Genomic DNA, 24,853 nt, shown 5'->3' with positions numbered 1-24,853 from the left:
TCGCATCCCCTTGTCAGGGCGCCAGATTCTCGCGGATGACGATTTCGATGCGCAGCTGTTCCTGCGCCGCGTCGATGGCGGCATGGTCGGCCCGGGCGCGCAGGACGCGCAGGGCCGAGCGGGCCAGATGGCCCATGTTCTGGGTGATCACCGCGTCGATATGGCCCGACAGCAGCGCCTGGCGGGTATGCGGTGTCAGCTCATGGCCGATGATCACCATCCGCCCGGTCAGGCCCAGATCGGCAAGCGTCGCGGCCAGGGCGCGGTGGCCGGCGCCCATCAGGTAAATGCCGCGCACGTCGGGCGCGTGGCGCAGTGCCTCGGTCACCACGGCGCGCAGGGTGCTGTCGGCGCCATGGGTTTCCAGCGTCGGCAGAACGGTCAGGCCGGGAAACTCGGCCAGCATGACCTCGTCAAAGCCGCGCCGGCGGTCGACCGCGTCGCGCAGATGCATGGATTGGGCGATGGCCAGGATCGAACCCGTTGATCCGCCACAGAAACGCCCCATCAGCACCGCGGCGGTGCGCCCGGCGGCGCGGCTGTCGATGCCGATGAAATGGTCGCGTTCGGTATTGGGCAGGTCCGAGACCAAAGCGATCACCGGAATGCCGCGGGCGCGCAGGCTGCGCAGCGCGTCGCGCACCACCGGGGTTTCCGGCGCCATCAGCGCCACGCCCGAGGTGGTGTCGGGCAGGGCGGCCAGGGCGGCGGCCAGGGCATGCACGTCTTCGGCCGGATAGCGCAGGATCTGCAGCGCGACCCGGGCCTGGGCGGCGCCCGATCCGGCTTCGCGCAGCGCCTGTTCCAGCTCGGCCAGGAACTGGCTGTCGCCATCGGGCAGGGCGGCGACCATCTGATAGCTGCGCTGCCGCGCCAGATTCGCCGCCGCCATGTCGCGCACATAGCCCAGCCGCGCCACCGCCTCTTGCACCGCCGAGACGGTCTTGGCGCGCACCCCCGGCCGGTCGTTCAGCACGCGGTCCACCGTGGCCAGGCTGACGCCGGCCTCGCGGGCGATATCGTTGACGGTGGGTCGGGTCATGGCGCCTCCGGCCGGCAGAGTGACGCAGGATCTGAGGTACGTCAATCAGACAGCCCGCCCGCGCCGGGCCGCGCCCGGGCGCCCGGGCCGGGCCCAAATGAGACGGGGATGACTAAATTTTGCCACAATTTCGCCTTTTCCTGCCACAGTGGGAAAAAGGCGCCGGGCCATGCATCCGGCGTCATCGGGGCAGTACAGGTGGCGACTTTATCCGGGAACTCGGGGAACAATTCCCTGACCGGCACGTCTGGCGCGGATCTTATCTCTGGCCAGGCGGGCAATGATTCACTTTATGGCGGCAGCGGCAATGACACGCTGATCGGCGGCACGGGAAATGACCGGCTGTATGGCGGCACGGGCACCGATACGGCCGATTATTCCGGATCGGGCGCCGGGGTTTCGGTCAACCTGTCGACGGGCACGGGATCGGGCGGCGATGCGCAGGGCGATCAGCTGAGCTCGATCGAGAACCTGGTCGGCTCGGCCTATGCCGACACGCTGACCGGCAGCGGGTCGGCCAATCTGCTGGAAGGCGGGGCCGGCAATGACCGGATCGACGCGGGCGGCGGCGATGACACGCTGATCGGCGGCGCGGGGGCGGATTCGCTGTATGGCGGGTCGGGGACCGATCTGGCCGATTATTCCGGCTCGGGCGCGGGGGTGTCTGTCAACCTGGCCAGCGGCACCGGGCAGGGCGGCGATGCGCAGGGCGATGTCCTGTCGGGGATCGAGCAGGTCACCGGGACGGACTTTGCCGACACGCTGACCGGCGACGGCGCCGCCAATACGCTGGACGGCGGGGCGGGCGACGATCTTCTGTCGGGCGGGTCCGGGTCGGATGCGCTGTATGGCGGGGCCGGCAATGACACGCTGACCGGCGGCTCGGGCAGCGACGGGCTGTATGGCGGCGATGGCAGCGACACGGCCGATTACTCCGGCTCGGGCGCGGGGGTGTCGGTCAACCTGTCCACCGGCACGGGCAGCGGCGGGGATGCGGCGGGCGACACGCTGTCGGGGATCGAGACGCTGATCGGCAGCGCCTATAATGACACGCTGACCGGCGATGCGGGGCAGAACCTGCTGGCGGGCGGCGACGGGCGTGACCTGCTGTATGGCGGCGATGGCGACGATACGCTGGCGGGCGGGGCCGGGGCCGATACGCTTTACGGCGGCGAAGACCTGGATATCGCCGATTACAGCGGCTCGAACGCGGCGGTGAATGTCAATCTGACCGACTGGACCGCGACCGGCGGCCATGCGACGGGCGATGTCCTGTCGGGGATCGACGGGCTGATCGGCAGCGCCTTCGACGATACGCTGATCGGCTATGACGAGATGGGCCTGTCGGGCGATGTCTATACCAACGCCTTCTATGGTGGGGCCGGCAATGACCTGATGGATGGTCGCGGCGGCAATGACTCGCTTTACGGCGGCAGCGGCAATGACACGGTCTATGGCGGCGCGGGCGATGACACGCTGGCCGGGGATGAGGGCCATGACCTGCTGGATGCCGGCGCCGGCAATGATCTGGCCGAGGGCGGCGCTGGCAATGACACGGTCTCTGGCGGGGCCGGCGATGACAGCCTGTATGGCGGTGCCGGGCGCGACAGTCTGGACGGCGGCGAGGGCAATGACCGGCTTTACGGTGGCGAGGGCAATGACACGCTGTCGGGCGGCGCCGGGAATGACCTGCTTGAGGGCGGGGCGGGCGATGACCGGCTGCTGGGCGGCGCGGGGGCCGACACGCTGTATGGCGGCGATGGCAATGACACGCTGACCGGCGACGCCGGCGACCGGCTGTATGGCGGCGCGGGCGACGATCTGCTGACGGGATCGGGTGCTGCGACGCTGATCGGCGGCGACGGGTCGGATACGCTTCTTGGCGGGGCCGGGCTGGTGGTCGACGGGTCGGAAGACGTCGATGACATGGACGTGCTGGATCTGACCGGGCTGGGCCCCTTGCGGGTGCTGTACGATCCGCAGAACCCGGAAAACGGCACGGTCACCTTCTATAACGGTCTGGGCCAGCCGACCGGCACGATGAACTTCGTCAATATCGAGCAGGTGATCGCCTGTTTCACCCCGGGCGCGCGGATCGCCTGCGAGGGGGGCGAAAGGCGGGTCGAGGATCTGCGGGCGGGCGACCGGGTAATGACGCGCGACCATGGGCTGCAGCCGATCCGCTGGGTCGGGCGCAAGCGGCTGGGCGCGGCCGATCTGGCCGCCGATCCGCGGCTGCAGCCGGTGCGGATCGCGGCGGGGGCCCTGGGCGGCGGCCTGCCGCTGCGGGCGATGCAGGTGTCGCGCCAGCACCGGATGCTGATGGCCGGGCCGCGGGCCGAACTGCTGTTCGGCGCCGACGAAGTGCTGGTGCGGGCCGAGCATCTGCTGGGGCTGCCCGGCGTGACCGAGGCGGCCGAGACCGAGGTCACCTATCTGCATCTGCTGTTCGACCGCCACGAGGTGGTGCTGGCCGATGGCGCCTGGAGCGAAAGCTTCCAGCCGGGCGACCGCACGGTGGGCGGCCTGGACGAGGCGGCGCGGGACGAGCTTTTGACGCTGTTCCCCGAGCTGGCCGGTCTGGGCGGCGCCTGGCCCGCCGCCCGGCCGACGCTGAAACGGTTTGAGGCCAAGGTCTTGCTGGCGGCCTGAGGGGGCGCCTTGCCTGGTCCCGCCGGCGGGGTCTGCGCCCGCCGGCATGCGCCGCGTAGTGGCCTAGCCGCGCAGCGTGCCGCCGGTGGCCTTGGTGACCTTCTCAACGATCTTGGCCGAGACCGCTTCGATCTCGACTTCGGTCAGGGTCTTGTCGACCGGTTGCAGCCGCACGGTCAGCGCGATCGACTTCTTGCCCGCGCCCATCTGCGCCTCGGCCTTTTCGCCGGTGAACTGGTCAAAGACCCGCACGCTTTCGATCAGCGCCTTGTCGGCGCCCTGGGCGGCGTTCACCGCGACCAGCGCCTCGACCCCAGCATCGACGACAAAGGCGAAATCGCGGTCCACCGCCTGCAGATCGCTGATCGCCAGCGCGGGCCGGGTGGGCGATTTCACCTTGGGCAGCGGCACATTGGCCACCAGAACGGTGAAGGCCACCGCCGGGCCCTTGACCCCCATGGCCTGCAAGACGCGGGGATGCACCTCGCCATAGGTGGCCAGCGTGTTCGGCCCCAGCCCGACCACCCCCGAGCGGCCGGGATGCCACCACCCCGCCGCCTTGCGGCTGATCTGCACCCGGGCCGGCGCGCCAAGGGCGGCCAGAACCGCCTCGGCATCGGCCTTGGCATCGAAAAGATCCACCGGCCGGCGCGAGCCATAGGGATCGCGCGGGGCCGCCGCGCCGACCAGAAGGCCGGTCGCCTGCAGATGCTGCTCGCCCGGCTCGCCGCCCTGGAAGACGGGGCCAACCTCGAACAGCGCCAGATCGGCGAAGCCGCGCGCCTGGTTGCGCGCCGCCGCCGCCAGAAGCCCGGGCAGCAGGTCGGGGCGCAGATGCGTCATCTCGGACGAGATCGGGTTTTCCACCCGCACCGCATCCGAGCCGCCGCCGAACAGCGCCGCGGCCTTGGCCTCGATGAAGCTGTAGGTCACGCATTCATTGTAGCCCAGCGCCGCGATCTGCCGCCGCGCCGCCTTTTCGCGCACCTGCTGCGCGGTCAGGATCGGCCGCGGCACGCCGGGCTGGCTGCGCTTCATCGGCGCGCCCTGCAGCTTGGTCAGGCTGGCCACCCGGGCCACTTCCTCGACCAGATCGGCCTCGCCCAGCACATCGGGCCGCCACGAGGGCGGGGTCGCGTCATTGCCGTTCAGCACGAAGCCCAAAGCCTCAAGCGAGCGGCGCTGTTCGGCTTCGGGAATCTCCATGCCGACCAGGCTGATCACCCGGGCCGGGTTCAGCCGGTAGCTGCGGGTCGTCTCGGGCGCGGCGCCATCCTGCACCAGATCCGAGGCTTCGCCGCCGCACAGATCCAGCACCATCTGGGTGGCCATATCCAGGCCCGGCAGAGTGAAGGCCGGATCGACGCCGCGTTCGAACCGATAGCGCGCATCCGAGTTGATCTTCAGCGCCCGGCCGGTGGCGGCAATGGTGATCGGGTCCCAATAGGCGCTTTCCAGGAAGACATCGGTCGTGGTCTCGGAACAGCCCGAGGCCTCGCCGCCCATGATGCCGGCCAGGCTTTCGACCCCGGCATCGTCGGAAATCGCCATCATCCCCGGCTTCAGCGCATAGGTCTTGCCATCCAGCGCCAGCATTTCCTCGCCGCCCCGGGCGGGATGGATGCGCAGGGTCGCGCCGGTCATCTTGCCGGCATCGAAGACATGCAGCGGGCGGTTCCAGGCATAGGTGAAGAAATTGGTGATATCGACCAGCGCCGAGATCGGCCGCAGCCCGACCGCCTTCAGCCGCGCCTGCAGCCAGTCGGGCGAGGGGCCGTTCTTCACACCGCGGATCAGCCGGCCGGCGAAATGCGGACAGCCCTTTTCCTTCAGCGCCGGGTCGATCGCGACCGAAACGGGCGAGGCGAAGCCGCCCTTGATCTGCGGCACCACGACGGGTTTCAGCTTGCCGATGCCGCGCGCCGCCAGATCGCGGGCGATGCCATGAATGCCCAGGGCGTCGGGGCGGTTCGGCGTCACCTTGATCTCGATCACCGGGTCGTTCAGGCCCTTGTAATCGATGAAGCGGGCGCCAAGGGGCGCGTCTTCGGGCAGTTCGATGATGCCGTTATGGTCATCGGACAGTTCCAGCTCGCGTTCCGAACACAGCATGCCGTTCGATTCGACGCCGCGGATCACCCCGGGCTTCAGGTCGACCCCGGTGCCGGGCACATGGGTGCCGGGCGGGGCGAAGACGCCCACCAGCCCGGTGCGCGCATTGGGCGCGCCGCAGACCACCTGCACCTCAACCATCTCGGACCCCGGCCCGCCCGGCCAGGTTGCCACGCGGCAGACCCGCAGCCGGTCGGCATTCGGGTGCTGCACCGCCTCGATCACCCGGCAGATGCGGAAATCGCCCAAAGCCGCGGCGGGGTTCTCGACGCCTTCGACCTCCAGGCCCAGATCGGTCAGCGCCTCGGCGATCTCGTCGACCGAGGCGGTGGTGTCGAGATGATCGGCCAGCCAGGACAGGGAGAATTTCATGGGCGCGGTCCTTCCTTTGCGCGGCCGGATTAGCGCAAAGCAGGCCAGAGGGGAAGGGTGGCGCGCGGGGGCGCGGGGCAGGCTGCCCGCTTCGCCCTGGAGGCGATCTGGAAACAGCTTGTTGCACCCTGGCGGGGATGAATGCCCGCGCCCGCCCCGCTATAAGACAGGGGAAGACAACCCTGCGTGGAGTGGTGAGACCGAGTGATGGAAGAGTGGCTGCGTATACCGGATCGCCGCAGGAGAGTGTCGTCCTGGCGCAGCTGCGTGCTGATGGGCCTGGGCTTCCTGACGCTTTGGGCGGGCGCGCCGGTTCTGTTCGGCACGCTGCCCTGATCTTTCGCGCCGCAGCCGCTGCGCCGGGCTGACGCGGCTCTTGCCAGGTCGGCGGCACAAAGCTAATTCCGCAAGGGGCCGCAGGGGTTGCGCGGCCGGGGGCCGGCGGGCCCTATGTGCGGGTGCATCATGTCTTTTTGGCTGTTCAGGGCGTCTGTCCTTTGGGTTGCAGGTCTGGCTGCCGCGCTGTCGGCCTGCGTGCCGGTCGAGGGGCCGCCCGGCCAGGCCCTGCCGCGCACGGCCAGTTTCCTGGCAGGCGAGATGCGGGTGTCGGCCCCGCCCGGCTATTGCATCGACCGCAGCGCCAGCCATGAAACCCAGACCGGCGCCGTGGTGCTGATGGGGCGTTGCACCGATGCCGATACGGTGGCGCCGGCGCTGATCACGCTCAGCGCGGGGCCCGTCGGCTCGGCCCAGGTGCTGAAATCGGGCGGGCCGGCGCTAAGCGCCTGGTTCACCTCGGGGCCCGGGCGGGCGGCGCTGGCGCGCGACGGGCGGGCGGGATCGGTGCGGGTGCTGAAGACCGGCCTGTCGGGCGGGGTCTTCGTGATGCGGGTGGCCGACCGGCAGGCGGGCGATTACTGGCGGGCGATCCTGGGGCTGAAGGGGCGGCTGGTGTCGATCTCGGTCACCGGAACCAAGGGCGCCACCCTGCCCGAGGCGGCCGGGCGCAGCCTGCTGGACCGCGCGGTGGCGGGTTTCGTTGCCGCGAATGGCGGCTGAAGGCGGGCCAGGGGCTTGGCTTGTTAACACTTTTCGAGTCTAGTGGTCGTGTTTCCGGACATTCGACAATTCCCGGAGAAATCCGGCAAGGGGCATCCAGGCAGAAACGATGACGCGGCGCTTCGACAGGGTGATGGACCGGCTGGTCTTCCGCCGCGCCTTGGCGCGCTGGGCGCGCGTGGCCAATGAAGCCGCGCAGATGGGGCTGGACAGCCTGCGCAGCCAGCGCAGCCGCGCCCGGCAGTTGCGGCGCGAGTTGGACCGGGTGATCCATCAGGCCGAATACCGGCTGGCCCTGCCGGTGATCGGCGCCACGGCGATCCGCAAACAGGCCGGCACGGATTGGGCCTGGCGGCCCGATCTGTGGAAGGGCCAGATCGCCGCGCCGGGCCTGTCTTCGGTGCCCGGCCGGGCGCAGATCTGCGACGGGGCCACGATCTTTCACGATTGCCGCCGGTCGGAACTGACCGTCCGCCAGATCCGCAACACGCGCGAGGCCGATGTTGCCCCCTTTGGCTTCCGCATGGATGTGTTCCGCTTTGACGGCTCGTTCCTGTCTTTGGTGCTGGACCTGCCGCCCGAAGCCGCGCAGGGGCTGAAGCTGCGCCATCTGATCCGGCTGGACGTGATCGTCGAGATGGAGAAGCCGCTGGAAATCTTCGTGCGGCTGAACGTGAAACACGGGCCGAATGTCGAGCAGATCGTGCGGGAACTGCCCCTGACCGATGAAGAGGTGATGGTCGAATTCGACCTGGCCTATACCAAGGTCAACGAGAAGCGGATCGAGAAGCTTTGGGTCGATCTGATCTTCGAAGGGCCCGAGATGAACCAGATCATCCTGCGCGACGTGACGGTCAGCCGCAGGCCCAGGGCCGAGCTGTAGGGGGCGCGCATGTCTGACGATCTGAAGCTGACGCAGACGCGGATCCGGGCCGGGATCTGGGAAGGTGTGCTGACCGGGGCGGGGGCGGTGCCGCCGAAGCTGGATGTGCTGCATCTGGAAAAGCCGCTGGCCGGGGTGGCGGTCACGCCGGTTCCGGGGCGCGAGGGCGATTATGCGGTGCGGGTGCCGATCCCCTCGGATCTGCTGAGCGAGGGGGTGCAGACCTTCCTGATCCGCTCGGGCGGCGAGACGCTGGCGCATTTCACCGTGATCACCGGCGTGCCGATGGAAGACGACCTGCGGGCCGAGATCGACCTTTTGCGGGCCGAGCTGGACATGCTGAAACGCGCCTTCCGTCGCCATTGCCTGGAAACGGCGGGCTAGGCCGCCGCCGCGGGCGCGCGCCTTACAGGCGCTGGGCGGTGCCGCTGGCCGCGGCGCTGGCTTCGGCCGCGTCCAGAAGGCGCTGCAGATCGGCGCCACGGGCGAAATCGGGCTCGGCCGGGCCCTCACCCCGGATCGCCGCGATGAAGCGCTGATAGACGGTCGGCACCGGCGGGCAATCGACCGGGCGCCAGGTCGCGGTCAGCCGGTCTTCGCCCAGACAGGCCGACAGCGTGCTGACGGCGGCTTCGAACCGCACCTCCAGCCCGCCCGCCTCGCCATAGATCCGCAGCCGCAGGTCGTTCAGATGGCCGGTGGCAAACCGCGTCGCATGCACCACCCCCAGCGCCCCGCCCGACAGCCGTAGCTGCATCGTGGCGCTGTCATTGGCATCAAGCGGATAGTCCCCGATCCGCCCGCCCGGCGCCTTGTCGAAGGTGGCCAGCCGGGCCGAGACCTCGACCGCCGCCTCGCCGGCGATGAAGGTCGCGAAGTCGAGAATATGGATGCCGACATCGCCCAGCACGCCCTTTGATCCATGCGCGGTCGACAGGCGCCACAGCCATTGCGGCTCGGTCCGCCAATCGCCCCAGGCGGGCTGGGTCAGCCAGCTTTGCAGATAGCTGGCCTCGAAATGCCGGATCGGGCCCAAAGCGCCCGTACGCACCAGCCGTGCGGCTTCCTGAAGGGCGGGCACGTTGCGATAGGTCAGGTTGACCATGGCGATGGTGCCGGCCCGCGCCGCGGCTGCGGCCATTTCGGCCGCATCGGCGGCATTCGTGGCCAGCGGCTTTTCGCACAGCACATGCTTGCCCGCGGCCAGCAGCGGCAGGGTGGTGGCGTGATGGGCGGCGTCGGGGGTGACATTGGCCACCGCGTCGAACTGGCCCCAGGCCAGCGCCTCGTCCAGGCTTTCGAAGCGATGCGGGATGGCGTGTTTTTCGGCAAAGGCGGCCAGCGCCGCCGGGCGGGTGTCGACGCCCGCCACCAGCGCCACGCCGGGAATGGCGGCGAAGGCTTCGGCATGGGAATTGGCCATGCCGCCCGTGCCCAGGATCAGCAGACGGATGGTCACCGGAACCCCGCTTCGCCCTTGGCATGCAGGGTCTCGCCGCGCTGTTCGATCGGTTCCAAAGCGGTTTCAACCGGCACGTTCGGCGCGCGGTTCGGATCGGCCAGCCGGGCGGCCGGATTATGCGCCCAGCGCACCGCGTTGGCGATCACCCGCTGGACGTTTCCGTCGTGATAGGTCGGATAGGTTTCATGCCCGGGGCGGAAGTAGAACACATTGCCGGCGCCGCGTTTGTAGGTCACGCCCGAGCGGAAGACCTCGCCGCCCTGGAACCATGAGATGAAGACCGTCTCCAAGGGTTCGGGGATGCCGAAGGGTTCGCCATACATCTCTTCGTTTTCCAGCTCGAAATGATCGGGCAGGCCCGCGGCGATCGGATGGTTGCGCGAGGTCAGCCAAAGCCGTTCCCGCTCACCCGCTTCGCGCCAGGTCAGGTTGCAGGGCGTGCCCATCAAGCGTTTGAATGGCTTGGAGAAATGCGCGGAATGCAGGAAGATCGCCCCCATGCCCGACCAGACGGCATCGCAGACCCGGTCGACCACGGCATCGGAAACCTCGCCATGGGCGGCATGGCCCCACCAGATCAGCACATCGGTTTCCTGAAGCCGGCCGGGCGGCAGGCCATGGTCGGGCTGGTCCAGCGTGGCGGTCGTGGCCGCAATCCCGCCGGCGGCGTTCAGCGCATCGGCGATGCTTTGATGCATGCCCTGCGGATAAAGGCCGCGCACCACGGCCGATTTCTGTTCATGGACGTTTTCGCCCCAGACGGTGACGCGAATGCTGGACATGCCCGATTCCTTTCGCTTGTGGCGAAAGGATAGGAGCATTCAAAGCGGTTTGGAAGGCGTCACATGCGGCCGGTCTTGCGCAGCCGCACATGCCAGGACAGCGCCTCTTCCAGAAGATGCGGCGTATGGCCGCCCAGGGCCAGCGCGCGGTCGAAGTAATCGGCCAGCGGGGCGCGCCAGTCGGGATGGGCGCAATGGGCGATGATCGCGCGGGCGCGTTCGCGCGGCGCCAGGCCGCGCAGATCGGCCAGGCCCTGTTCGGTCACCAGCACATCCACGTCATGCTCGGTATGGTCGACATGGCTGACCATCGGCACGACCGAGGAAATCGCGCCGCCCTTGGCGATCGACTTGGTCACGAAGACCGAGATCAGCGCATTGCGGGCGAAATCGCCCGAGCCGCCGATGCCGTTCATCATCTGCGTGCCCATGATATGGGTCGAATTCACATTGCCGTAAATGTCGAATTCCAGCGCGGTGTTGATGGCGATCAGGCCCAGGCGGCGCACGACCTCGGGGTGGTTGGAAATTTCCTGCGGGCGCAGGATCAGCCGCGATTTGTAGCGGTCGAAATGCGGCATGACCTGCGCATTCTTCGCCGCCGACAGGGTGATGGACGAGCCCGAGGCATAGGTCAGCTTGCCCGCATCCATCAGGTCGAAGGTCGAATCCTGCAGGACTTCGGAATACATTTTCAGGTCATGGAAGGGGCTGTCGATCAGCCCGTGCAAGACCGCATTGGCGATGGTGCCGATCCCGGCCTGCAGGGGGGCAAGGCGGTTGTCCATCCGGCCGGCGCGCACTTCGCCCTGGAAGAAGTCGATCAGATGGCCGGCGATGGCGCGGGTGTCATCGTCGGGCGGCAGGATGGTGGCCGAGGAATCGTGCTTTTCCGTCAGCACGATGGCGGCGATCTTTTCCGGCGGGATCGGGATATAGGGCAGGCCGATGCGGCTGTCGGGGGCGACGACCGGGATCGGCATGCGGTTCGGCCGATAGATCGGGATGAAGACATCGTGCAGCCCTTCGAAGGACAGGGGCTGGGCGGTGTTGATCTCGACGATCACCTGTTTCGCGAGGATCGCGTAAGAGGCGGAATTGCCGATCGAGGTGGTGGGGATGATGCCGCCGTCTTCGGTGATGGCCGCGGCCTCGATCACCGCGACGTCGACGCCGGGCAATTGCCGCGTGCGCAGCTGCTCGACCGTTTCCGACAGGTGCTGGTCGATGAACATCACCTCGCCCGCATTGATGGCGCGGCGCAGGCCCGGGTCGGATTGAAAGGGGATGCGGCGGGCGGTCACATGCGCCTCGGCCAGGATCTTGTCCAGGTCATGGCCCAGCGAGGCGCCGGTCATCAGGGTGATGCGCAGGGGGTCGGTCCGGGCGCGTTCGGCCAGGGCCAGGGGCACGGCCATCGCCTCGCCCGCGCGGGTGAAGCCCGACATGCCGACGACCATGCCGTCGCGGATCAGCGCCGCCGCCTGTTGGGCAGACATGACACGGCTGCGAAGCTCGGGGTTGCGGATGCGGTCCTGCATTCAGTCCTCCCTGACTGCGCTGCAGCTAAAGATCCGCGGGGCGGTTCGCAATCTTCGTATGCGAATGTGTGCAGAAAACCCGGTATGCGATTTGCGCAACCGTTGTGCAGAAATGGAATGGCTATGCGCAAAGACCGGGCCGGGGCAAAGCGCCGGGCCCGGCGGTCATTCCCAGGTGCGGAAGAACTTGCCGGCGGGCGACAGGGTGAAGATCTCGCAGCCCGTCGCGGTCACGCCGACCGAATGTTCGTATTGCGCCGAAAGCGACTTGTCGCGGGTGACCGCGGTCCAGTCATCGGCCAGAACCTTGGTTTCGGGGCGGCCCAGGTTGACCATCGGCTCGATGGTGAAGATCATCCCCTCTTCCAGCACCGGCCCGGTGCCGGCGCGGCCGTAATGCAGCACATTCGGGGGCGCGTGGAACACCCGGCCCAGGCCGTGGCCGCAGAAATCGCGCACCACCGACATGCGGTTCTGTTCCACATAGGATTGGATCGCATGGCCGATATCGCCGAACGTATTGCCCGGCTTCACCGCCGCAATGCCGCGCATCAGCGATTCATGGGTGACCTCGATCAGCCGTTCCGCCTTGCGGGGCAGGGCGCCGGCCACATACATCCGGCTGGTATCGCCGAACCAGCCATCGACGATCACGGTGACGTCGATGTTCAGGATATCGCCGTCGGCCAGCACCTTGGCGCCCGGAATCCCGTGGCAGACCACATGATTGACCGAGATGCACGAGGCGTGCTTGTAGCCCTTGTAGCCGATCGTGGCCGAGATCACGCCGCGGCGCTCGATCTCTTCGGTGATGAAGGTGTCGATCTCGGCGGTGGTGGCGCCGGGCTTCACCAGCGCGGCCACCTGATCCAGGATCTCCGCGGCCACCCGGCCGGCGGCGCGCATGCCGGCATAGTCCGCCTCTTCATAGATGCGGATACCGTCACGGGTGATGCGAGCGCGGGTTTCGTCCATCGTCGGGCCTCTCTTCGGGGCCCTTACATAGGGGCAGCGGCGCGGAAAGGCCAGAGGCAGGGCAGGTACGGGGAGTTCCCCTGCGCCGATGCCGGGTCTATACCGGGGGCAAAGCGGCAGAAGGGGGCTGGCAATGGCGAATCCGCGGGCAGCAATGCTGGTGATCGGCGATGAGATCCTGTCGGGGCGCACCCGCGATTCGAACCTGCATTACCTGGCCAAAGAGCTGACGCGCTGCGGCATCGACCTGGTCGAGGCGCGGCTGGTGCCCGACGATCACGCGGCGATCGTGGCGGCGGTGCGGGCGCTGTCGGCGGGGCATGACCATCTGTTCACCTCGGGCGGGATCGGGCCCACGCATGACGACATCACCGCCGATGCGGTGGCCGAGGCGATGGGGGCGAAGATCGGTCATCGCGCCGATGCGATGGCGCTGTTGCAGGCGCATTACGACCGGCAGGGCACCGAATTCAACGAAGCCCGCCAGCGCATGGCCCGCATTCCCGATGGCGCGGTGCTGATCGACAACCCGATCTCGGTTGCGCCCGGTTTCACGCTGGGCAATGTCCATGTGATGGCGGGCGTGCCGACGATATTCGAGGCGATGCTGGCCTCGGTCCTGCCCGGGCTGACCGGCGGGGCGCCGCTCTTGAGCCAGTCCTTGCGGGTGATGCGCGGCGAGGGCGAGATCGCGGCCGAGTTCGGCGCGCTGGCGCAGGCTTTCCCCGATCTGTCGATGGGGTCCTATCCGTTCAGCCAGAACGGGGTCTATGGCACCAATCTGGTGATCCGTGGCAGCGATCCGGCCCGGCTGGATGCGGCGATGCAGCGGCTGATGGCGCTGTTCGGATGAGCGGCTGGTTCTTTTCCGCGATGGAGGCGACCTGGCCGCCGGCGCGGCGCTGGCAGGTCGGGCCCTTTGCCCTGCGCGACGGGGCGGGGGGCGGCAAGCGGGTCTCGGCTGCGACGGCCGAGGGCGCATGGGACGACGCCGCGCTGGATGCGGCCGAGGCGGCGATGGATGCGCCGCTGTTCCTGATCCGCCCGGGCGAAGAGGCGCTGGATGCGGCTCTGGCGGCGCGGGGCCATGCGCTTGTCGATCCGGTGATCGCCTATGCGGCGCCGGTGGCGCGTCTGCAGGGTGATCTGCCCTTTCTGACCGCCTTCCCGCACTGGCCGCCTTTGGCGGCGGCGGCCGCGCTTTGGGCCGAAGGCGGGATCGGCCCGGAACGGCTGGCGGTGATGGACCGGGTCACCGGACCGAAGGCCGCGATCCTGGGCCGGATCGACGACCGGCCGGCCGGCATGGCCTTCGTGGCCTGTGCCGATGGCGCGACGGGGCGCGAGGCCATGGTCCATGCGGTCGAGGTGGATCCGGCGCAGCGGCGCAAGGGGCTGGGCGGCCATCTTCTGCGCGCCGCGGCGAACTGGGCGGCCGAGACGGGGGCGGAACGGCTGTCTCTGGTGGTGACCAAGCGGAATGACGCCGCCCGGGCGCTGTATGACCGCCTGGGGATGGAGCCCGTCGCGGCCTATCATTATCGCGCCAGAAGATGATGAAAGGTTCTGCCCTGCCGATGCGACACCGACTTGCCGTGCTGGGCGCCCAAGGGCGCTGGCTGCGCCGTCTGGCGCCCTGGCTGGTGGCGGCCGGGCTGGCCCAGGGCTCGGCCCTGGCTGCGCAGGGCTGGCAGCTGGACTTTCCCTTCCCGGTCCTGTCGGTCGCGACCGAACCGGCCGAACATGCCGCCTATGCGCTGCCGGTCGGGCCCTTTGCCGCCGGGGCGCTGCCCAGCGACAAGGTCGAGGGGATGGTGGATCGCCGCGCCTATCGGCTGAAGGCGCCGGGCGCCTCGCTTCTGGATGTGCTGGCGCCGCTGCGCGCGCAGATCGAGGCGGCCGGCTATCGCGTGGTCTTCGACTGTGTCGCGCGGGTTTGCGGCGGCTTCGATTTTCGTTTCGCGACCGAGGTGATGGCCGAGCCGGGGATGCATGTCGATCTGGGCGATTTCAGCTTTCTTGCCGCCCGGCGCGGCCCGGATGAAGTGCTGAGCCTGCTGGTCAGCCGCGCGGGCGATACGGCTTTCGTGCAGGTGATCCGCGTCGGGGCCGAGCCGCTGCCGGCCCTGCCGGGCAGCGACCTGCCCGATCCGGGTGCCGATCCGGGTGCCGATCCGGCTGATCCTGTGGCCCCTGTCGCGCCGGTTGCGCCGCCTGCGCCGATCGCGCCTGTGGCGGGCCCGGGCGACGCCCCGGTGGCGGCCGCGCCGCTGCCGCGGCTGGAGGCCGGTCTGCCGGTCGTTCTGGAAGATCTGGTCTTCGGATCGGGCTCGGCCACGCTGGAGCCGGGCGATTACGCCTCGTTGCGCGATCTGGCGGCCTGGCTGGCGGCCGATCCGGCGCGCAGCCTGGCGCTGGTCGGGCATAGCGATGCCTCGGGCGGGCTGTCGGCCAATGTGGCGCTGTCGAAGCGGCGGGCCGAGGCGGTGCGCGAGACGCTGATCAAGGATTATGGCGTGGCGGCGGGCCAGATTTCGGCAGACGGCGTGGGCCCGCTGGCGCCGCGCGACACCAATCTGACCGAAGAGGGCCGGCGGTCCAATCGCCGGGTCGAGGCGGTGCCTGCGCCGTAAGCGCGCGGATTTTCAGCTAAAATCTGCTACGCCCGGGGCGCGATCACCAGTTGTCGGGCCCTTTGTCGATGAAGCGGCGGGCCAGGAAGTCGATGAAGGCGCGCACTTTGGGCTGGGTGAACCGGCCCGGCGGATAGACCGCGTAAATGCCCAGAACCTCGACCGGCAGGCCCGGAATCGCCTCTTCCACCTGGCCCTTGCGCATCGCATCAGCGTAAAGGAACGAGGGCAGGAAGGCGATGCCCAGCCCGGCAATGGCGGCATTCAGCAGCGACTGGCCGTCATTCACCGTCAGCCAGCCATTCGAGCGGACCTGGCGCTTTTCGCCCGAGGGCGCGGTGATCTTCCAGACATTGCCATTGGCCTGGTTCGAATAATGCAGAAGCTTGTGGTCGTTCAGATCGTCGATCTTCATCGGCCGGCCGAATTTCTGGAAATAGTCCGGCGCGCCGATCATCCGCTTGGTGGTTTCGGTCAGCTTGCGGGCGCGCAGGCTGCTGTCTTCCAGCTCTCCCACCCGGATCGCCATGTCAAAGCCTTCGCTGATCAGTTCCACATAGCGGTTGTTCAGCACCATGTTCACGGTGATTTCGGGATATTCCAGCAGGAAATCCCCCAGGATCGGCGACAGCAGGTTCACCCCGAAATCGGTGGCGACCGAGATGCGCAACAGCCCCGAGGGCGCCGATTGCATCGAGGTGACCAGCGCATCCGCCTCGCCCGCGTCGTTCAGCACGCGGCGGGCGCGGTCGTAATAGGCCAGGCCGATCTCGGTGGGCGAGACGCGGCGGGTGGTACGGTTCAAAAGCCGCGCGCCCAGCCGCGCTTCCAGCGCCGAGACATGTTTCGAAACCGCGGATTTCGAGATGCCCATCTTCTTTGCTGCGTCGGTGAAGCCGCCCTGGTCAACCACCGTGGCAAAAGCCTCCATTTCGGTCAGTCGGTCCATTCTCTTCCCCTTGGCAGCAAAATGGCGGCAGCAGATACGCCGTCACCGCCCTGAATGCCCGGGGAATCGGGCAGAACCGCGGCAAGGCTTTGTTCTATCCGGGGTAATACCGGGGATCGTTGATGGCAAGGAAACGCTGAGCGGCAGATGCAGGTTCCCCGGGGCCCCGCGTCTTGCCCCGCGGCTTGCCCCGAGGCTTACATGGCCGCCGCCAGCCGCATCGCCTGGTCGATCGCGCGTTTGGCATCCAGTTCCGCCGCGACATCGGCGCCGCCGATCCGGTGATGGGCAAGGCCTGCGCGGTCCAGCTGGTCGGACAGGCTTCGGGCCGGGGTCTGGCCGGCGCAGAGAACGACCGTGTCAACCGGCAGCAGTTCGGGCGCGTCGCCGCTGGTGATCCACAGGCCTTGGGGGGTGATCCGGTCATAGCTGACCCCGCCCAGCATCTGCACCCCCTTGGCGGCCAGCGTGGCACGGTGGATCCAGCCGGTGGTCTTGCCCAGCTTGCGGCCCGGTTTCTCGGGCTTGCGCTGCAACAGCCAGATCTGCCGCGCCGGCGCCTCGGGCTGCGGCCGGGCCAGGCCGCCGCGCGCCAGCCAGGGCGGCGTGACCCCCCATTCGCGGCGCCAGGCCGCCAGGTCCAGCGTCGGGCTGGGCCCGGCTTCGGCCAGGAATTCGGCCACGTCAAAGCCGATCCCGCCCGCCCCGATCAGCGCCACGCGCGGGCCCACCGGCGCGCCTTGCAGCACCTCGACATAGCTGAGCACATGGGCGCCCGGCTCGGCCGGGATGCCCGGGTCGCGCGGGGTGACGCCGGTCGACAGGATCACCTCGTCATAGGCTTGCAGGCTTTCCGCGCTGGCCGCTTCGCCCAGGCGCAGGGTGATGTTCGGGTGGGTCAGCTGGCCCGTGAACCAGTCGATCAGGCCCTTGAATTCCTCTTTGCCGGGGATCGAGGCCGCCAGATGCAATTGCCCGCCGGGCCGGGGCGCGGCTTCGAACAGGGTGACGGCATGGCCGCGCTGCGCCGCGGTGATCGCGGCCGTCATGCCGGCGGGGCCGGCGCCGACCACGGCGATGCGCTTCGCCTTCGCGGCCGGGGCAAGGGTCAGTTCGGTTTCATGGCAGGCGCGGGGGTTGACGAGGCAAGAGGTCAGCTTGCCCGAGAAGGTGTGGTCCAGGCAGGCCTGGTTGCAGGCGATGCAGGGCGCGATGTCCTGGGCGCGGCCCGCCGCGGTCTTGGCGATAAAATCGGGGTCGGCCAGCCAGGGCCGCGCCATCGACACCATATCGGCCATGCCGCACGCCAGCAGGTCTTCGGCCACATCCGGCGCGTTGATCCGGTTCGAGGCGATGACCGGGATCGTCACCTCGGGCCGCAGCCGCGCGGTCAGATCGGCAAAGCCCGCGCGCGGCACCGACGTGGCGATGGTGGGCACCCGCGCCTCGTGCCAGCCGATGCCGGTATTCAGGACGCTGGCCCCGGCGGCCTCGATCGCGCGGGCCAGGGTGATCACCTCGTCCCAGGTCGATCCGTCGGGGACCAGGTCGATCAGCGAGATGCGGTAGATCAGCACCTTGTCGGGGCCAAGCGCGGCCCGCACGCGGCGCACCACCTCGACCGGCAGGCGCATGCGGTTTTCATAAGACCCGCCCCAGGCGTCGGTGCGGCGGTTGGTATGGGCCACCAGGAACTGGTTCAGGAAATAGCCTTCGGACCCCATGACCTCGACCCCGTCATAGCCGGCTTCGACGGCGCGGGCGGCGGCAGTGGCGATATCGGCGATCTGCTTCTCGATCCCTGCTTCGTCCAGGTCCCGGGGCGGAAAGGGCGAGATCGGCGATTTGATCGGCGACGGCGCGACGCAATCGGGCGAATAGGCATAGCGGCCGGCATGCAGGATCTGCATCGCGATATGGCCGCCTTCGGCATGGACGGCATCGGTGACCTGGCGGTGATGGGCGATGTCCTTTTCCGAGAACAGCCCCGCCGCGCCGGGAAAGACGCCGCCTTCGCGATTGGGCGCCATGCCGCCGGTGACGATCAGCCCGGCCCCGCCGCGGGCGCGCGCGGCATAGAAGGCGGCGACGCGCGACCAGTCGCCGGTTTCCTCCAGCCCGGTATGCATCGACCCCATCAGGGCCCGGTTGCGCAGGGTCACGCCCGACAGCGTGATCGGGGACAGAAGGTGGCTGTGGCTGGTCATGGCATTCTCCCTTGCGCCGATCCTGCCGTGGGCCGGCGCGGAAGTCATCCGCAACGCCGCGTCATCTGATCTGCGCGGGGGAAGGCGGGGTTAAAGCCCCAGAAGCCCGGGCAATTCGTCCATGCCCGAGAACAGCGGTACGCCCAGCGCGGTCAGCCGGCGGGCGGGGGGCGCATCGGGGCCCTGGGCCGCGAAGCCAAGGCAGGGGATGCCGGCGGCCAGCGCGGCGCGGGCGCCCGAGGGGCTGTCTTCGATCACCACGCAGCGGTCCGGGTCGGCGCCACAGGCGGCGGCGGCGGCGAAATACAGATCGGGCGCGGGTTTCGGCTTGCCGATCGCCTGGCCCGACAGAACGGCGCGAAAGCGCGGGATCAGCCCGTGCTGGCCCAGGGTGATCTGCATCTTGTGCGGCGTGCCGTTCGAGCCGACCGCATAGGGAATGCCTGCCGCATCCAGCGCGTCGAAGACCTGAACCACGCCCGGCACCAGCGCAATGCCTTCGGCCAGCAGGGCATACATCTGGTCATAGAAACGCGCGACCCAATCCTCGGGCAGCGCTGTGCCACCGGCGCGCACCTTCTGCGCCACGCTTTCAATCGTGCCGCCGATATAGTCGCTTTCCAGCTGGTGGCGGGTCAGGTGCAGCCCGTGCAGGGCAAGATCCTGGATCAGCAGATCGAACGTCGGGCCTTCGCTGTCGACGATCACCCCGTCGCAATCGAACAGAACGGCTTGCGGAGGCGTCATGCAGGGGCTTTCAACAGGGTGACGACGGTATCGCCATATTTGCGTTGGTCCAGCGGGTCGAACCCGGCCGGAGGAGCGGGGGCTGCACCGTCTTCCCAGACGACCATCGCGCCGGGGGCCAGCCAGCCGCCGGCCCGGGCCGAGGCCAGGGCGGCTTCGCCCAGGCCCTTGTGATAGGGCGGGTCCAGAAACACAAGCCCATAGGGCGCGCCGCGATTTTCGCCCAGGCGGGTGGCGTCGCGGCGCCAGACATCGGTGGTGCCCATGGCCTGCATCTTCTCGATATTGGCGCGCAACAGCGCCCGCGCCTTGGCGCCATCGTCGACGAAAGCCACCCGCGCCGCGCCGCGCGACAGCGCCTCCAGCCCCAAGGCGCCGGTGCCGGCGAACAGATCCAGCACCCGCGCGCCGGTCAGCACATCGGGATAGCCGCCGTTGATCAAGAGGTTGAAGATCGCCTCGCGCACCCGGTCCGAGGTGGGGCGCAGATGCGCGGCCGGATCGCCTTCGCCGACCTCGGCCAGCAGCAAGCCGCGGCGGGCGCCGCCGATGATTCTCATTTCAGCAGCACCTTCAGGTCTTCGGCCGCGGCCAGCGCCTCGGGTGCGGGGCTTTTGCCTGCCTCGATCAGCCGCTTGCCGACCATATAGGCGCGCGGATCGTTCATTGCATCGACCGCCAGCAGCCTCTCGCCCTGATAATACCAGAACGACGCCGCCCCGCCTTCGCCGCCGCGGCTGACCACCCGGTCATAGCCTGCATTCAGCCCGGCGATCTGCAGTTTCAGGTCGAACTGATCCGACCAGAACCAGGGCTTTGCCCGATAGGGCGCGCCGGCGCCCAGGATATTGGCCGCCACCGCCTCGGCCTGGTCGATGGCATTGCCGACCGATTCCAGCCGGATGCGGCGGCCCTGATAGGGGAACGAGGCGCAATCGCCGGCCGACCAGATCGCCGGGTCCGAGGTGCGGCCCATCTCGTCCACGGCGATACCGTTGTCGAGCGCCAGCCCCGCCGCTTCGGCAAGCGCGGTGTTGGGGGTGATGCCGACGCCCACGATGACGAAATCGGCCGGCAGCATGCTGCCATCGCTGAGCGCGACGCCGGTGACGCGCGTGTCACCCAGCAGCCGGGTCAGACCCGTCGCCTCGCGGATCGTCACGCCCTGGCGCTGATGCAGGGCGCGCACGTAATCCGAGGTTTCGGGGGCGGCGACCCTCTGCAGGATGCGCGGCGCCATTTCCAGGACCGTGGCCTGCAAGCCCAGCTTCGCCGCCACCGCCGCCGCTTCCAGCCCGATATAGCCGCCGCCCACGATCACCACGCGCTTGCCCAGGGCGAATTCGGCCCGCATCGCATCGACATCGGCCAGACCGCGCACGCAATAGACGCCGTCCAGGTCGCCGCCGATCGCGGCGGGCAGGCGGCGGGGCGCCGAGCCGGTGGTCAGCGCCAGCGCGTCATAGGCCAGCGTCTCGGCGCCGACGGTCACGGTCCTGGCGGCCGGGTCGATCCCGCTGACCGGCTGGCCCAGTTTCAGGGTGATGTCCTGCTCGGCCCAGAAATCCGGCGCGCGCAGCCAAAGCCGTTCCTCCTCCATCTCGCCCAGAAGATAGGCCTTCGACAAGGGCGGGCGCTGATAGGGCGGGGCGGCCTCCGCGCCCAGCAGGGTGACCGGGCCCTGATGGCCCAGGGCGCGCAGCTTTGCGGCAAGCGCCGCCCCTGCCTGTCCGGCCCCGACGATCACGATGCGCATGGCGTCCCCCTCTGGCATTGTCCGGCCGCGACCCTATAACCTGAGCGCAGACAGGTTCAACGCGCGAGGACGGAAAGATGACGAAATTGACCAAAGGGGCGACGCTGCCGGATGCCACGCTGCTGCGCATGGGCGAGGCGGGGCCGGAAGGCGTCAGCATGGCGGCGCTGACCAAGGGCCGCAAAGTTGTGATCTTCGGCCTGCCCGGCGCCTATACCGGCACCTGCAGCACCGCCCATGTGCCCAGCTTTGCCCGCAATGCCGACAAGTTCCGCGCCAAGGGCGTGGACGAGATCGTCTGCGTCTCGGTCAACGATCCTTTCGTGATGAAGGCCTGGGGCGAGGCGACGGGCGCCACCAAGGCGGGCATCACCATGCTGGGCGATGCGGGTTCGGAATTCACCAAGGCGATCGGGATGGAATTCGACCGGCCGCAGGCGGGGCTGTATGGCCGCTCGCTGCGCTATGCGCTTTATGCGGTGGATGGCGTGGTGCAACAGCTGAACATCGAGGAAAACGCCGGCCAGTGCGAGATTTCGGGCGGCGAGACGCTGCTTGGCCAGATCTGACGGCTTGCGACCCGGCCCCGGGGGCGATCCAGCCCCGGGGCCGGGCAACGGCGGTCAGCCCTTCTGGGGCTGGCCGCACAGGCAGGCGATCGGCGCGCCGTGATCGGTTTGCGTCTCGGCCGGGCCCGCGAAGCGGTCCATCGCCTTGGCAAGGTCGATGTCCAGCTGCGTCAGGCCACTGGCCGAATGGGTGGACAGCGTCACATCCACCACATTGTAGACATTGGTCCATTCCGGGTGATGGTTCAGCGCCTCGGCCTTCAGGGCGCTGCGGGACATGAAGCCCCAGGCTTCGGAAAAGCTGCGGAACTTCCAGATCTTGCGAATGGCGTCACGGTCGGGCACGGCCTGCCAGCCGGTCTCGCCCAGGGCGGGCAGAAGGCGGGCGCGGTCGTCTTGCGTCAGAGACGGTGCGGGCATGGTCACTCCTTCGGGGGCAGGGCGGCATCATCCTTGGCATTGGCGGCCGCCAGCGCCGGGCGGGACCGGATCCGGTCCCAGTAGCGGGTCAACGTGTCATTGGCCGGAAGGGTTCCGAAGCGCAGGCCCCAGCCGATCTGGCTGCCGACATAGACATCGACGGCGGTGAAACGGTCATCGGCGAAATAGGCGTGCTTGCTGAGATGCTGGGTCAGGCTGAGGCTGACCCGGTCAAGACTGCCATAGCCGGTGCGGCCGGAATCCTGCGGGGTCTTCGGCACCCAGCCGAAGGAATTGTTGACGACCGCTTGTTCCAGCGGGCCCGCGCCAAAGAACATCCAGCGGAAGAAGGCGGCCTTGTCATCGGCCATCAGGCCCTTTTCCGGGAAGGTCATCGCCAGATAGGTGCAGATCGCCGCCGCTTCGGTGACGACATGCCCGTCATGCACCAGCGCCGGCACTTTGCCCATCGGGTTGATCGCGCGGTATTCGGGCGTCTGCATCTGCGGGCCGAAATCCAGGAACACCGTTTCATAGGGCTGGCCGATCTCTTCCAGCATGAACCGGGCGATCCGGCCGCGCGACATCGGGTTGGTGTAGAAGGTCAGCATCGACTCAAAGGCCTCATCAGGGTTTTTCGCGACCCTACGCCTGCCGGGCGCCGGGCAAAACCCCGCTTGGCCTTAGTCCTGCGCGATGCGCCGGAACGGGCCATAGGCGGTGAGGATTTCGATCTCTTCATCCACCGCGGCGCGTTCCTGGGCCAGGTAATCGGCCACGGCGCGGCGGAAGCCGGGATCGGCGATCCAGTGCAGCGAATGGGTTTCCGCGGGCAGATAGCCGCGGGCCAGCTTGTGTTCGCCCTGCGCCCCGGCCTCGACCCTTTGCAGCCCGTTGGCGATGGCCCAGTCGATGGCCTGATAGTAGCACAGTTCGAAATGCAGGCAGGGATGATCCTCGACCGCGCCCCAGTAGCGGCCGTAAAGCGTGTCGCGGCCGATGAAGTTCAGGGCGCCCGCGACGGGACGGTCGCCGTTGAAGGCCAGGACCAGCAGCATGTCGTCGCGCATCGTGTCATGAAACGCGGTGAAGGCGGCGCGGGTCAGATAGGGGCGGCCCCATTTGCGGCTGCCGGTGTCCTGATAGAAGCGCCAGAAGGCCTGCCAGTGCTGCGGCTCGATCCGGTCGCCGGTCAGGGCGCGGATCGTCAGCCCGGCGGCGCGGGCGGTGTCGCGTTCCTTGCGGATCATCTTGCGCTTGCGGCTGGACAGGTCGGCCAGGAAATCGTCGAAGCTGGCATAGCCGCGGTTCAGCCAGTGGAACTGCTGGCTGACGCGATGCATCAGCCCGTCCTGGCCGGCCAGCGCCGCGGCCTCGTCGGCGGTGCAGAAGGTGATGTGCAGCGAGGACAGCGCATTGGCGCGGGTCAGGCCGATGGCGGTCTGGGCCAGGGCCGCGCGGTGCTCGGGCGGGCCCAGAAAGCGGCGGCCGGTCGCGGGGGTGAACGGAACGGCGACCTGCAGCTTTGGATAGTAGCGCCCGCCCGCGCGCTCGAACGCCTCGGCCCAGCCGAAATCGAAGATGTATTCGCCCTGGCTATGGGTCTTGGCATAAAGCGGCAGCGCGGCCAGCGGCTGGCCGTTTTCCTGCAGGATCAGCGGCTTCGGCAGCCAGCCCGTGCCTTGCCCGGTCGAGCCCGAGCGGTCGAGCGCGGCCAGGAAGCGATGGGTGGTGAACGGGTCCAGCGGCCGGCCGGTCGCCTGTTCGGGCGCGGCCAGCGCATCCCAGACCCGGGCGTCGATCTCGGTCAGGCTGTCGTGAAGCTGTATCTCGGCCATGTCTCGGGCATTCTGGGGCGGCGCGCCGCGTCGTCAGCCCGGATGAAGCTGGGCGCGAAGCGCCGGGCCGTCAAGCGGGCAGGGCCGAGAGATAGCCCTCGAAGGTCACATTCGCGGCAATCGCCCGCGCCGCGGCCTCTTCCTGCGCGGAACGGATCGTCCAGCACAGGATCGCAGCACCTTTGGCTTTCAACTCGGCCACGCGCGGGCGGTGGGGCAGATCGGCGGCCTCGTGGCTGATGAAGCTTGATCCGGTCGCGTCGTAATCGGGGATGGCGCGGAAATGGGCGCACATGTCCTCGGGCATCGGTGCCCAGCTTTCCGCATCATAGGCGGCGGTGGTCAGGCCGCGCGGCAGATCGGGCGCAAGGCGCGCCATGTGATGGATCGCGGCGGGGTTGAAGGACATCACCGCCACATCGCCTTTGTAGCCCTTCAGCGCTTCGGCCGTGGCCGCTTCCAGCCTGCCATCGGTCGGGCCCATCATCAGCGACTGGTCCTTGATCTCGACCAGTAAGGGCACCCGGCCCGCGACCAGATCCAGCACTTCGGCGAAACTCGGGATCGTGTCAGTCCCGCCGGTCAGGGCGATTTGGCCCAGTTCGGCCGCGGTGCGGCTGCGGACAAACCCCTGTTCGGCGGTCAGCCGGTCAAGCTGGTCGTCATGGAACACCATGGCCACGCCGTCTTTCGACAATTGCAGGTCGATCTCGATCGCATAGCCATGCGCGATCGCGGCGCGGATCGCGGCAGGGGAATTCTCGATCCGCCCCGCCGCCCGGTCATGCAGGGCGCGATGCGCGATGGGAAGGCGCAGGAAGGCGCCGGGCAGGGCCGGACGGGGGGCGGTCATG

The 24,853-nt window shown here is 68.6% G+C and carries 24 protein-coding genes; 9 read left to right on the top strand and 15 right to left on the bottom strand.

Translation table 11 applies throughout. The features are described from left to right. Window positions 1–13: 13 nt before the first annotated feature. Window positions 14–1,042, bottom strand: a complete 1,029-nt coding sequence (locus tag K1Y73_RS02410; protein WP_225026320.1) for a LacI family DNA-binding transcriptional regulator — start codon at window positions 1,040–1,042, stop codon at window positions 14–16. Window positions 1,043–1,150: 108 nt separating this feature from the next. Between K1Y73_RS02410 and K1Y73_RS02405 the strand changes: the two genes are divergently transcribed. Further along, complete coding sequence (locus K1Y73_RS02405) at window positions 1,151–3,694, top strand: Hint domain-containing protein (protein ID WP_225026319.1); 2,544 nt, start codon at window positions 1,151–1,153, stop codon at window positions 3,692–3,694. A 63-nt stretch (window positions 3,695–3,757) separates the two neighbouring features. Here the strand turns inward: K1Y73_RS02405 and pheT are convergent, their stop codons facing one another. After that, entirely contained in the window at window positions 3,758–6,178 is a 2,421-nt protein-coding gene (pheT, locus tag K1Y73_RS02400) for a phenylalanine--tRNA ligase subunit beta (protein ID WP_225026318.1), read from the bottom strand. A gap of 207 nt (window positions 6,179–6,385) precedes the next feature. Between pheT and K1Y73_RS21970 the strand changes: the two genes are divergently transcribed. The 4 genes from K1Y73_RS21970 to K1Y73_RS02385 all read left to right on the top strand — a co-directional run bounded on the left by K1Y73_RS21970 (window position 6,386) and on the right by K1Y73_RS02385 (window position 8,504). Next, window positions 6,386–6,514 carry a hypothetical protein gene (locus K1Y73_RS21970; RefSeq protein WP_263626480.1) on the top strand — a complete coding sequence of 43 codons (129 nt, stop codon included), beginning with the start codon at window positions 6,386–6,388 and terminating at the stop codon, window positions 6,512–6,514. A gap of 129 nt (window positions 6,515–6,643) precedes the next feature. Then, complete coding sequence (locus tag K1Y73_RS02395; RefSeq protein ID WP_225026317.1) at window positions 6,644–7,237, top strand: cation transport ATPase; 594 nt, start codon at window positions 6,644–6,646, stop codon at window positions 7,235–7,237. A gap of 109 nt (window positions 7,238–7,346) precedes the next feature. Then, window positions 7,347–8,120, top strand: coding sequence for a DUF6478 family protein (locus K1Y73_RS02390; protein WP_225026316.1), 774 nt, complete (start codon window positions 7,347–7,349; stop codon window positions 8,118–8,120). Between the two features lie 9 nt (window positions 8,121–8,129). Next, window positions 8,130–8,504 carry a hypothetical protein gene (locus K1Y73_RS02385; RefSeq protein WP_225026315.1) on the top strand — a complete coding sequence of 125 codons (375 nt, stop codon included), beginning with the start codon at window positions 8,130–8,132 and terminating at the stop codon, window positions 8,502–8,504. 22 nt (window positions 8,505–8,526) lie between these two features. Here K1Y73_RS02385 and K1Y73_RS02380 read toward each other — a convergent pair whose 3' ends face one another. The 4 genes from K1Y73_RS02380 to map all read right to left on the bottom strand — a co-directional run bounded on the left by K1Y73_RS02380 (window position 8,527) and on the right by map (window position 12,880). Further along, window positions 8,527–9,579, bottom strand: a complete 1,053-nt coding sequence (locus K1Y73_RS02380; RefSeq protein WP_225026314.1) for a Gfo/Idh/MocA family protein — start codon at window positions 9,577–9,579, stop codon at window positions 8,527–8,529. Continuing rightward, window positions 9,576–10,364, bottom strand: coding sequence for a ThuA domain-containing protein (locus tag K1Y73_RS02375; RefSeq protein WP_225026313.1), 789 nt, complete (start codon window positions 10,362–10,364; stop codon window positions 9,576–9,578). Before K1Y73_RS02375 ends, K1Y73_RS02380 begins: the two co-directional genes overlap by 4 nt. Before the next feature lie 59 nt (window positions 10,365–10,423). Beyond that, entirely contained in the window at window positions 10,424–11,905 is a 1,482-nt protein-coding gene (locus tag K1Y73_RS02370) for an acetyl-CoA hydrolase/transferase family protein (RefSeq protein WP_225026312.1), read from the bottom strand. Between the two features lie 165 nt (window positions 11,906–12,070). Continuing rightward, the gene (gene map, locus K1Y73_RS02365) at window positions 12,071–12,880 is read right to left on the bottom strand and encodes a type I methionyl aminopeptidase (RefSeq protein ID WP_225026311.1); all 810 of its coding nucleotides are present in this window, start codon (window positions 12,878–12,880) and stop codon (window positions 12,071–12,073) included. Between the two features lie 133 nt (window positions 12,881–13,013). On the opposite strand from map, the gene K1Y73_RS02360 reads away from it, so the two are divergent. Genes K1Y73_RS02360 through K1Y73_RS02350 form a run of 3 tightly spaced genes read left to right on the top strand, consistent with a single transcriptional unit; the run spans window position 13,014 to window position 15,513 of the window. Continuing rightward, window positions 13,014–13,733, top strand: a complete 720-nt coding sequence (locus tag K1Y73_RS02360; RefSeq protein WP_225026310.1) for a competence/damage-inducible protein A — start codon at window positions 13,014–13,016, stop codon at window positions 13,731–13,733. Further along, window positions 13,730–14,437 carry a GNAT family N-acetyltransferase gene (locus K1Y73_RS02355; RefSeq protein WP_225026309.1) on the top strand — a complete coding sequence of 236 codons (708 nt, stop codon included), beginning with the start codon at window positions 13,730–13,732 and terminating at the stop codon, window positions 14,435–14,437. The genes K1Y73_RS02360 and K1Y73_RS02355 overlap by 4 nt, the downstream gene beginning before the upstream one ends. Window positions 14,438–14,457: 20 nt before the next feature. Continuing rightward, window positions 14,458–15,513 (top strand): OmpA family protein, encoded by a 1,056-nt coding sequence (locus K1Y73_RS02350; RefSeq protein WP_225026308.1) that lies wholly within the window; start codon window positions 14,458–14,460, stop codon window positions 15,511–15,513. A 43-nt stretch (window positions 15,514–15,556) separates the two neighbouring features. On the opposite strand, the gene K1Y73_RS02345 is transcribed toward K1Y73_RS02350, so the two are convergent. The 5 genes from K1Y73_RS02345 to K1Y73_RS02325 all read right to left on the bottom strand — a co-directional run bounded on the left by K1Y73_RS02345 (window position 15,557) and on the right by K1Y73_RS02325 (window position 21,172). Continuing rightward, complete coding sequence (locus tag K1Y73_RS02345) at window positions 15,557–16,462, bottom strand: LysR family transcriptional regulator (RefSeq protein WP_225026307.1); 906 nt, start codon at window positions 16,460–16,462, stop codon at window positions 15,557–15,559. Window positions 16,463–16,659: 197 nt separating this feature from the next. Then, window positions 16,660–18,669, bottom strand: a complete 2,010-nt coding sequence (locus tag K1Y73_RS02340; RefSeq protein ID WP_225026306.1) for an NADPH-dependent 2,4-dienoyl-CoA reductase — start codon at window positions 18,667–18,669, stop codon at window positions 16,660–16,662. A gap of 90 nt (window positions 18,670–18,759) precedes the next feature. Beyond that, entirely contained in the window at window positions 18,760–19,416 is a 657-nt protein-coding gene (locus tag K1Y73_RS02335; protein WP_225026305.1) for an HAD family hydrolase, read from the bottom strand. Continuing rightward, on the bottom strand, window positions 19,413–19,976 hold the full coding sequence (rsmD, locus tag K1Y73_RS02330; protein ID WP_225026304.1) for a 16S rRNA (guanine(966)-N(2))-methyltransferase RsmD: 564 nt from the start codon (window positions 19,974–19,976) through the stop codon (window positions 19,413–19,415). The genes K1Y73_RS02335 and rsmD overlap by 4 nt, the downstream gene beginning before the upstream one ends. Then, window positions 19,973–21,172, bottom strand: coding sequence for an NAD(P)/FAD-dependent oxidoreductase (locus tag K1Y73_RS02325; protein ID WP_404819050.1), 1,200 nt, complete (start codon window positions 21,170–21,172; stop codon window positions 19,973–19,975). The genes rsmD and K1Y73_RS02325 overlap by 4 nt, the downstream gene beginning before the upstream one ends. A gap of 77 nt (window positions 21,173–21,249) precedes the next feature. On the opposite strand from K1Y73_RS02325, the gene K1Y73_RS02320 reads away from it, so the two are divergent. Beyond that, a complete protein-coding gene (locus K1Y73_RS02320; protein WP_225026302.1) occupies window positions 21,250–21,741 on the top strand; it encodes a peroxiredoxin in 492 nt (163 codons plus the stop codon). 54 nt (window positions 21,742–21,795) lie between these two features. Here K1Y73_RS02320 and K1Y73_RS02315 read toward each other — a convergent pair whose 3' ends face one another. The 4 genes from K1Y73_RS02315 to K1Y73_RS02300 all read right to left on the bottom strand — a co-directional run bounded on the left by K1Y73_RS02315 (window position 21,796) and on the right by K1Y73_RS02300 (window position 24,852). Next, window positions 21,796–22,161: a 4a-hydroxytetrahydrobiopterin dehydratase gene (locus K1Y73_RS02315; RefSeq protein ID WP_225026301.1), complete on the bottom strand. Its 366-nt coding sequence runs from the start codon at window positions 22,159–22,161 to the stop codon at window positions 21,796–21,798. A 2-nt stretch (window positions 22,162–22,163) separates the two neighbouring features. Further along, window positions 22,164–22,772, bottom strand: a complete 609-nt coding sequence (locus K1Y73_RS02310; protein ID WP_225026300.1) for a glutathione S-transferase family protein — start codon at window positions 22,770–22,772, stop codon at window positions 22,164–22,166. 72 nt (window positions 22,773–22,844) lie between these two features. Continuing rightward, window positions 22,845–23,999 (bottom strand): GNAT family N-acetyltransferase, encoded by a 1,155-nt coding sequence (locus tag K1Y73_RS02305; RefSeq protein WP_225026299.1) that lies wholly within the window; start codon window positions 23,997–23,999, stop codon window positions 22,845–22,847. 70 nt (window positions 24,000–24,069) lie between these two features. Continuing rightward, window positions 24,070–24,852 carry a glycerophosphodiester phosphodiesterase family protein gene (locus tag K1Y73_RS02300; RefSeq protein WP_225026298.1) on the bottom strand — a complete coding sequence of 261 codons (783 nt, stop codon included), beginning with the start codon at window positions 24,850–24,852 and terminating at the stop codon, window positions 24,070–24,072. Between the last annotated feature and the right edge of the window lies 1 nt (window position 24,853).

Source organism: Xinfangfangia pollutisoli (genome assembly GCF_020179405.1).
Lineage (GTDB): Bacteria > Pseudomonadota > Alphaproteobacteria > Rhodobacterales > Rhodobacteraceae > Pseudogemmobacter > Pseudogemmobacter pollutisoli.
The sequence above is the reverse complement of the archived record's forward strand: the minus strand, read 5'-3'. Positions and strand labels throughout refer to the sequence as shown.

Coding starts and splice junctions, on each gene's coding strand:
- K1Y73_RS02320 (WP_225026302.1), top strand. CDS start 21,250: ATGACGAAATTGACCAAAGGGGCGACGCTGCCGGATGCCACGCTGCTG.
- K1Y73_RS02315 (WP_225026301.1), bottom strand. CDS start 22,161: ATGCCCGCACCGTCTCTGACGCAAGACGACCGCGCCCGCCTTCTGCCC.
- K1Y73_RS02375 (WP_225026313.1), bottom strand. CDS start 10,364: ATGTCCAGCATTCGCGTCACCGTCTGGGGCGAAAACGTCCATGAACAG.
- K1Y73_RS02345 (WP_225026307.1), bottom strand. CDS start 16,462: ATGGACCGACTGACCGAAATGGAGGCTTTTGCCACGGTGGTTGACCAG.
- K1Y73_RS02340 (WP_225026306.1), bottom strand. CDS start 18,669: ATGACCAGCCACAGCCACCTTCTGTCCCCGATCACGCTGTCGGGCGTG.
- K1Y73_RS21970 (WP_263626480.1), top strand. CDS start 6,386: ATGGAAGAGTGGCTGCGTATACCGGATCGCCGCAGGAGAGTGTCGTCC.
- K1Y73_RS02370 (WP_225026312.1), bottom strand. CDS start 11,905: ATGCAGGACCGCATCCGCAACCCCGAGCTTCGCAGCCGTGTCATGTCT.
- K1Y73_RS02355 (WP_225026309.1), top strand. CDS start 13,730: ATGAGCGGCTGGTTCTTTTCCGCGATGGAGGCGACCTGGCCGCCGGCG.
- K1Y73_RS02305 (WP_225026299.1), bottom strand. CDS start 23,999: ATGGCCGAGATACAGCTTCACGACAGCCTGACCGAGATCGACGCCCGG.
- K1Y73_RS02300 (WP_225026298.1), bottom strand. CDS start 24,852: ATGACCGCCCCCCGTCCGGCCCTGCCCGGCGCCTTCCTGCGCCTTCCC.
- K1Y73_RS02325 (WP_404819050.1), bottom strand. CDS start 21,172: ATGCGCATCGTGATCGTCGGGGCCGGACAGGCAGGGGCGGCGCTTGCC.
- map (WP_225026311.1), bottom strand. CDS start 12,880: ATGGACGAAACCCGCGCTCGCATCACCCGTGACGGTATCCGCATCTAT.
- K1Y73_RS02410 (WP_225026320.1), bottom strand. CDS start 1,042: ATGACCCGACCCACCGTCAACGATATCGCCCGCGAGGCCGGCGTCAGC.
- K1Y73_RS02405 (WP_225026319.1), top strand. CDS start 1,151: ATGACTAAATTTTGCCACAATTTCGCCTTTTCCTGCCACAGTGGGAAA.
- K1Y73_RS02360 (WP_225026310.1), top strand. CDS start 13,014: ATGGCGAATCCGCGGGCAGCAATGCTGGTGATCGGCGATGAGATCCTG.
- K1Y73_RS02385 (WP_225026315.1), top strand. CDS start 8,130: ATGTCTGACGATCTGAAGCTGACGCAGACGCGGATCCGGGCCGGGATC.
- K1Y73_RS02335 (WP_225026305.1), bottom strand. CDS start 19,416: ATGACGCCTCCGCAAGCCGTTCTGTTCGATTGCGACGGGGTGATCGTC.
- K1Y73_RS02390 (WP_225026316.1), top strand. CDS start 7,347: ATGACGCGGCGCTTCGACAGGGTGATGGACCGGCTGGTCTTCCGCCGC.
- K1Y73_RS02350 (WP_225026308.1), top strand. CDS start 14,458: ATGCGACACCGACTTGCCGTGCTGGGCGCCCAAGGGCGCTGGCTGCGC.
- rsmD (WP_225026304.1), bottom strand. CDS start 19,976: ATGAGAATCATCGGCGGCGCCCGCCGCGGCTTGCTGCTGGCCGAGGTC.
- pheT (WP_225026318.1), bottom strand. CDS start 6,178: ATGAAATTCTCCCTGTCCTGGCTGGCCGATCATCTCGACACCACCGCC.
- K1Y73_RS02395 (WP_225026317.1), top strand. CDS start 6,644: ATGTCTTTTTGGCTGTTCAGGGCGTCTGTCCTTTGGGTTGCAGGTCTG.
- K1Y73_RS02310 (WP_225026300.1), bottom strand. CDS start 22,772: ATGCTGACCTTCTACACCAACCCGATGTCGCGCGGCCGGATCGCCCGG.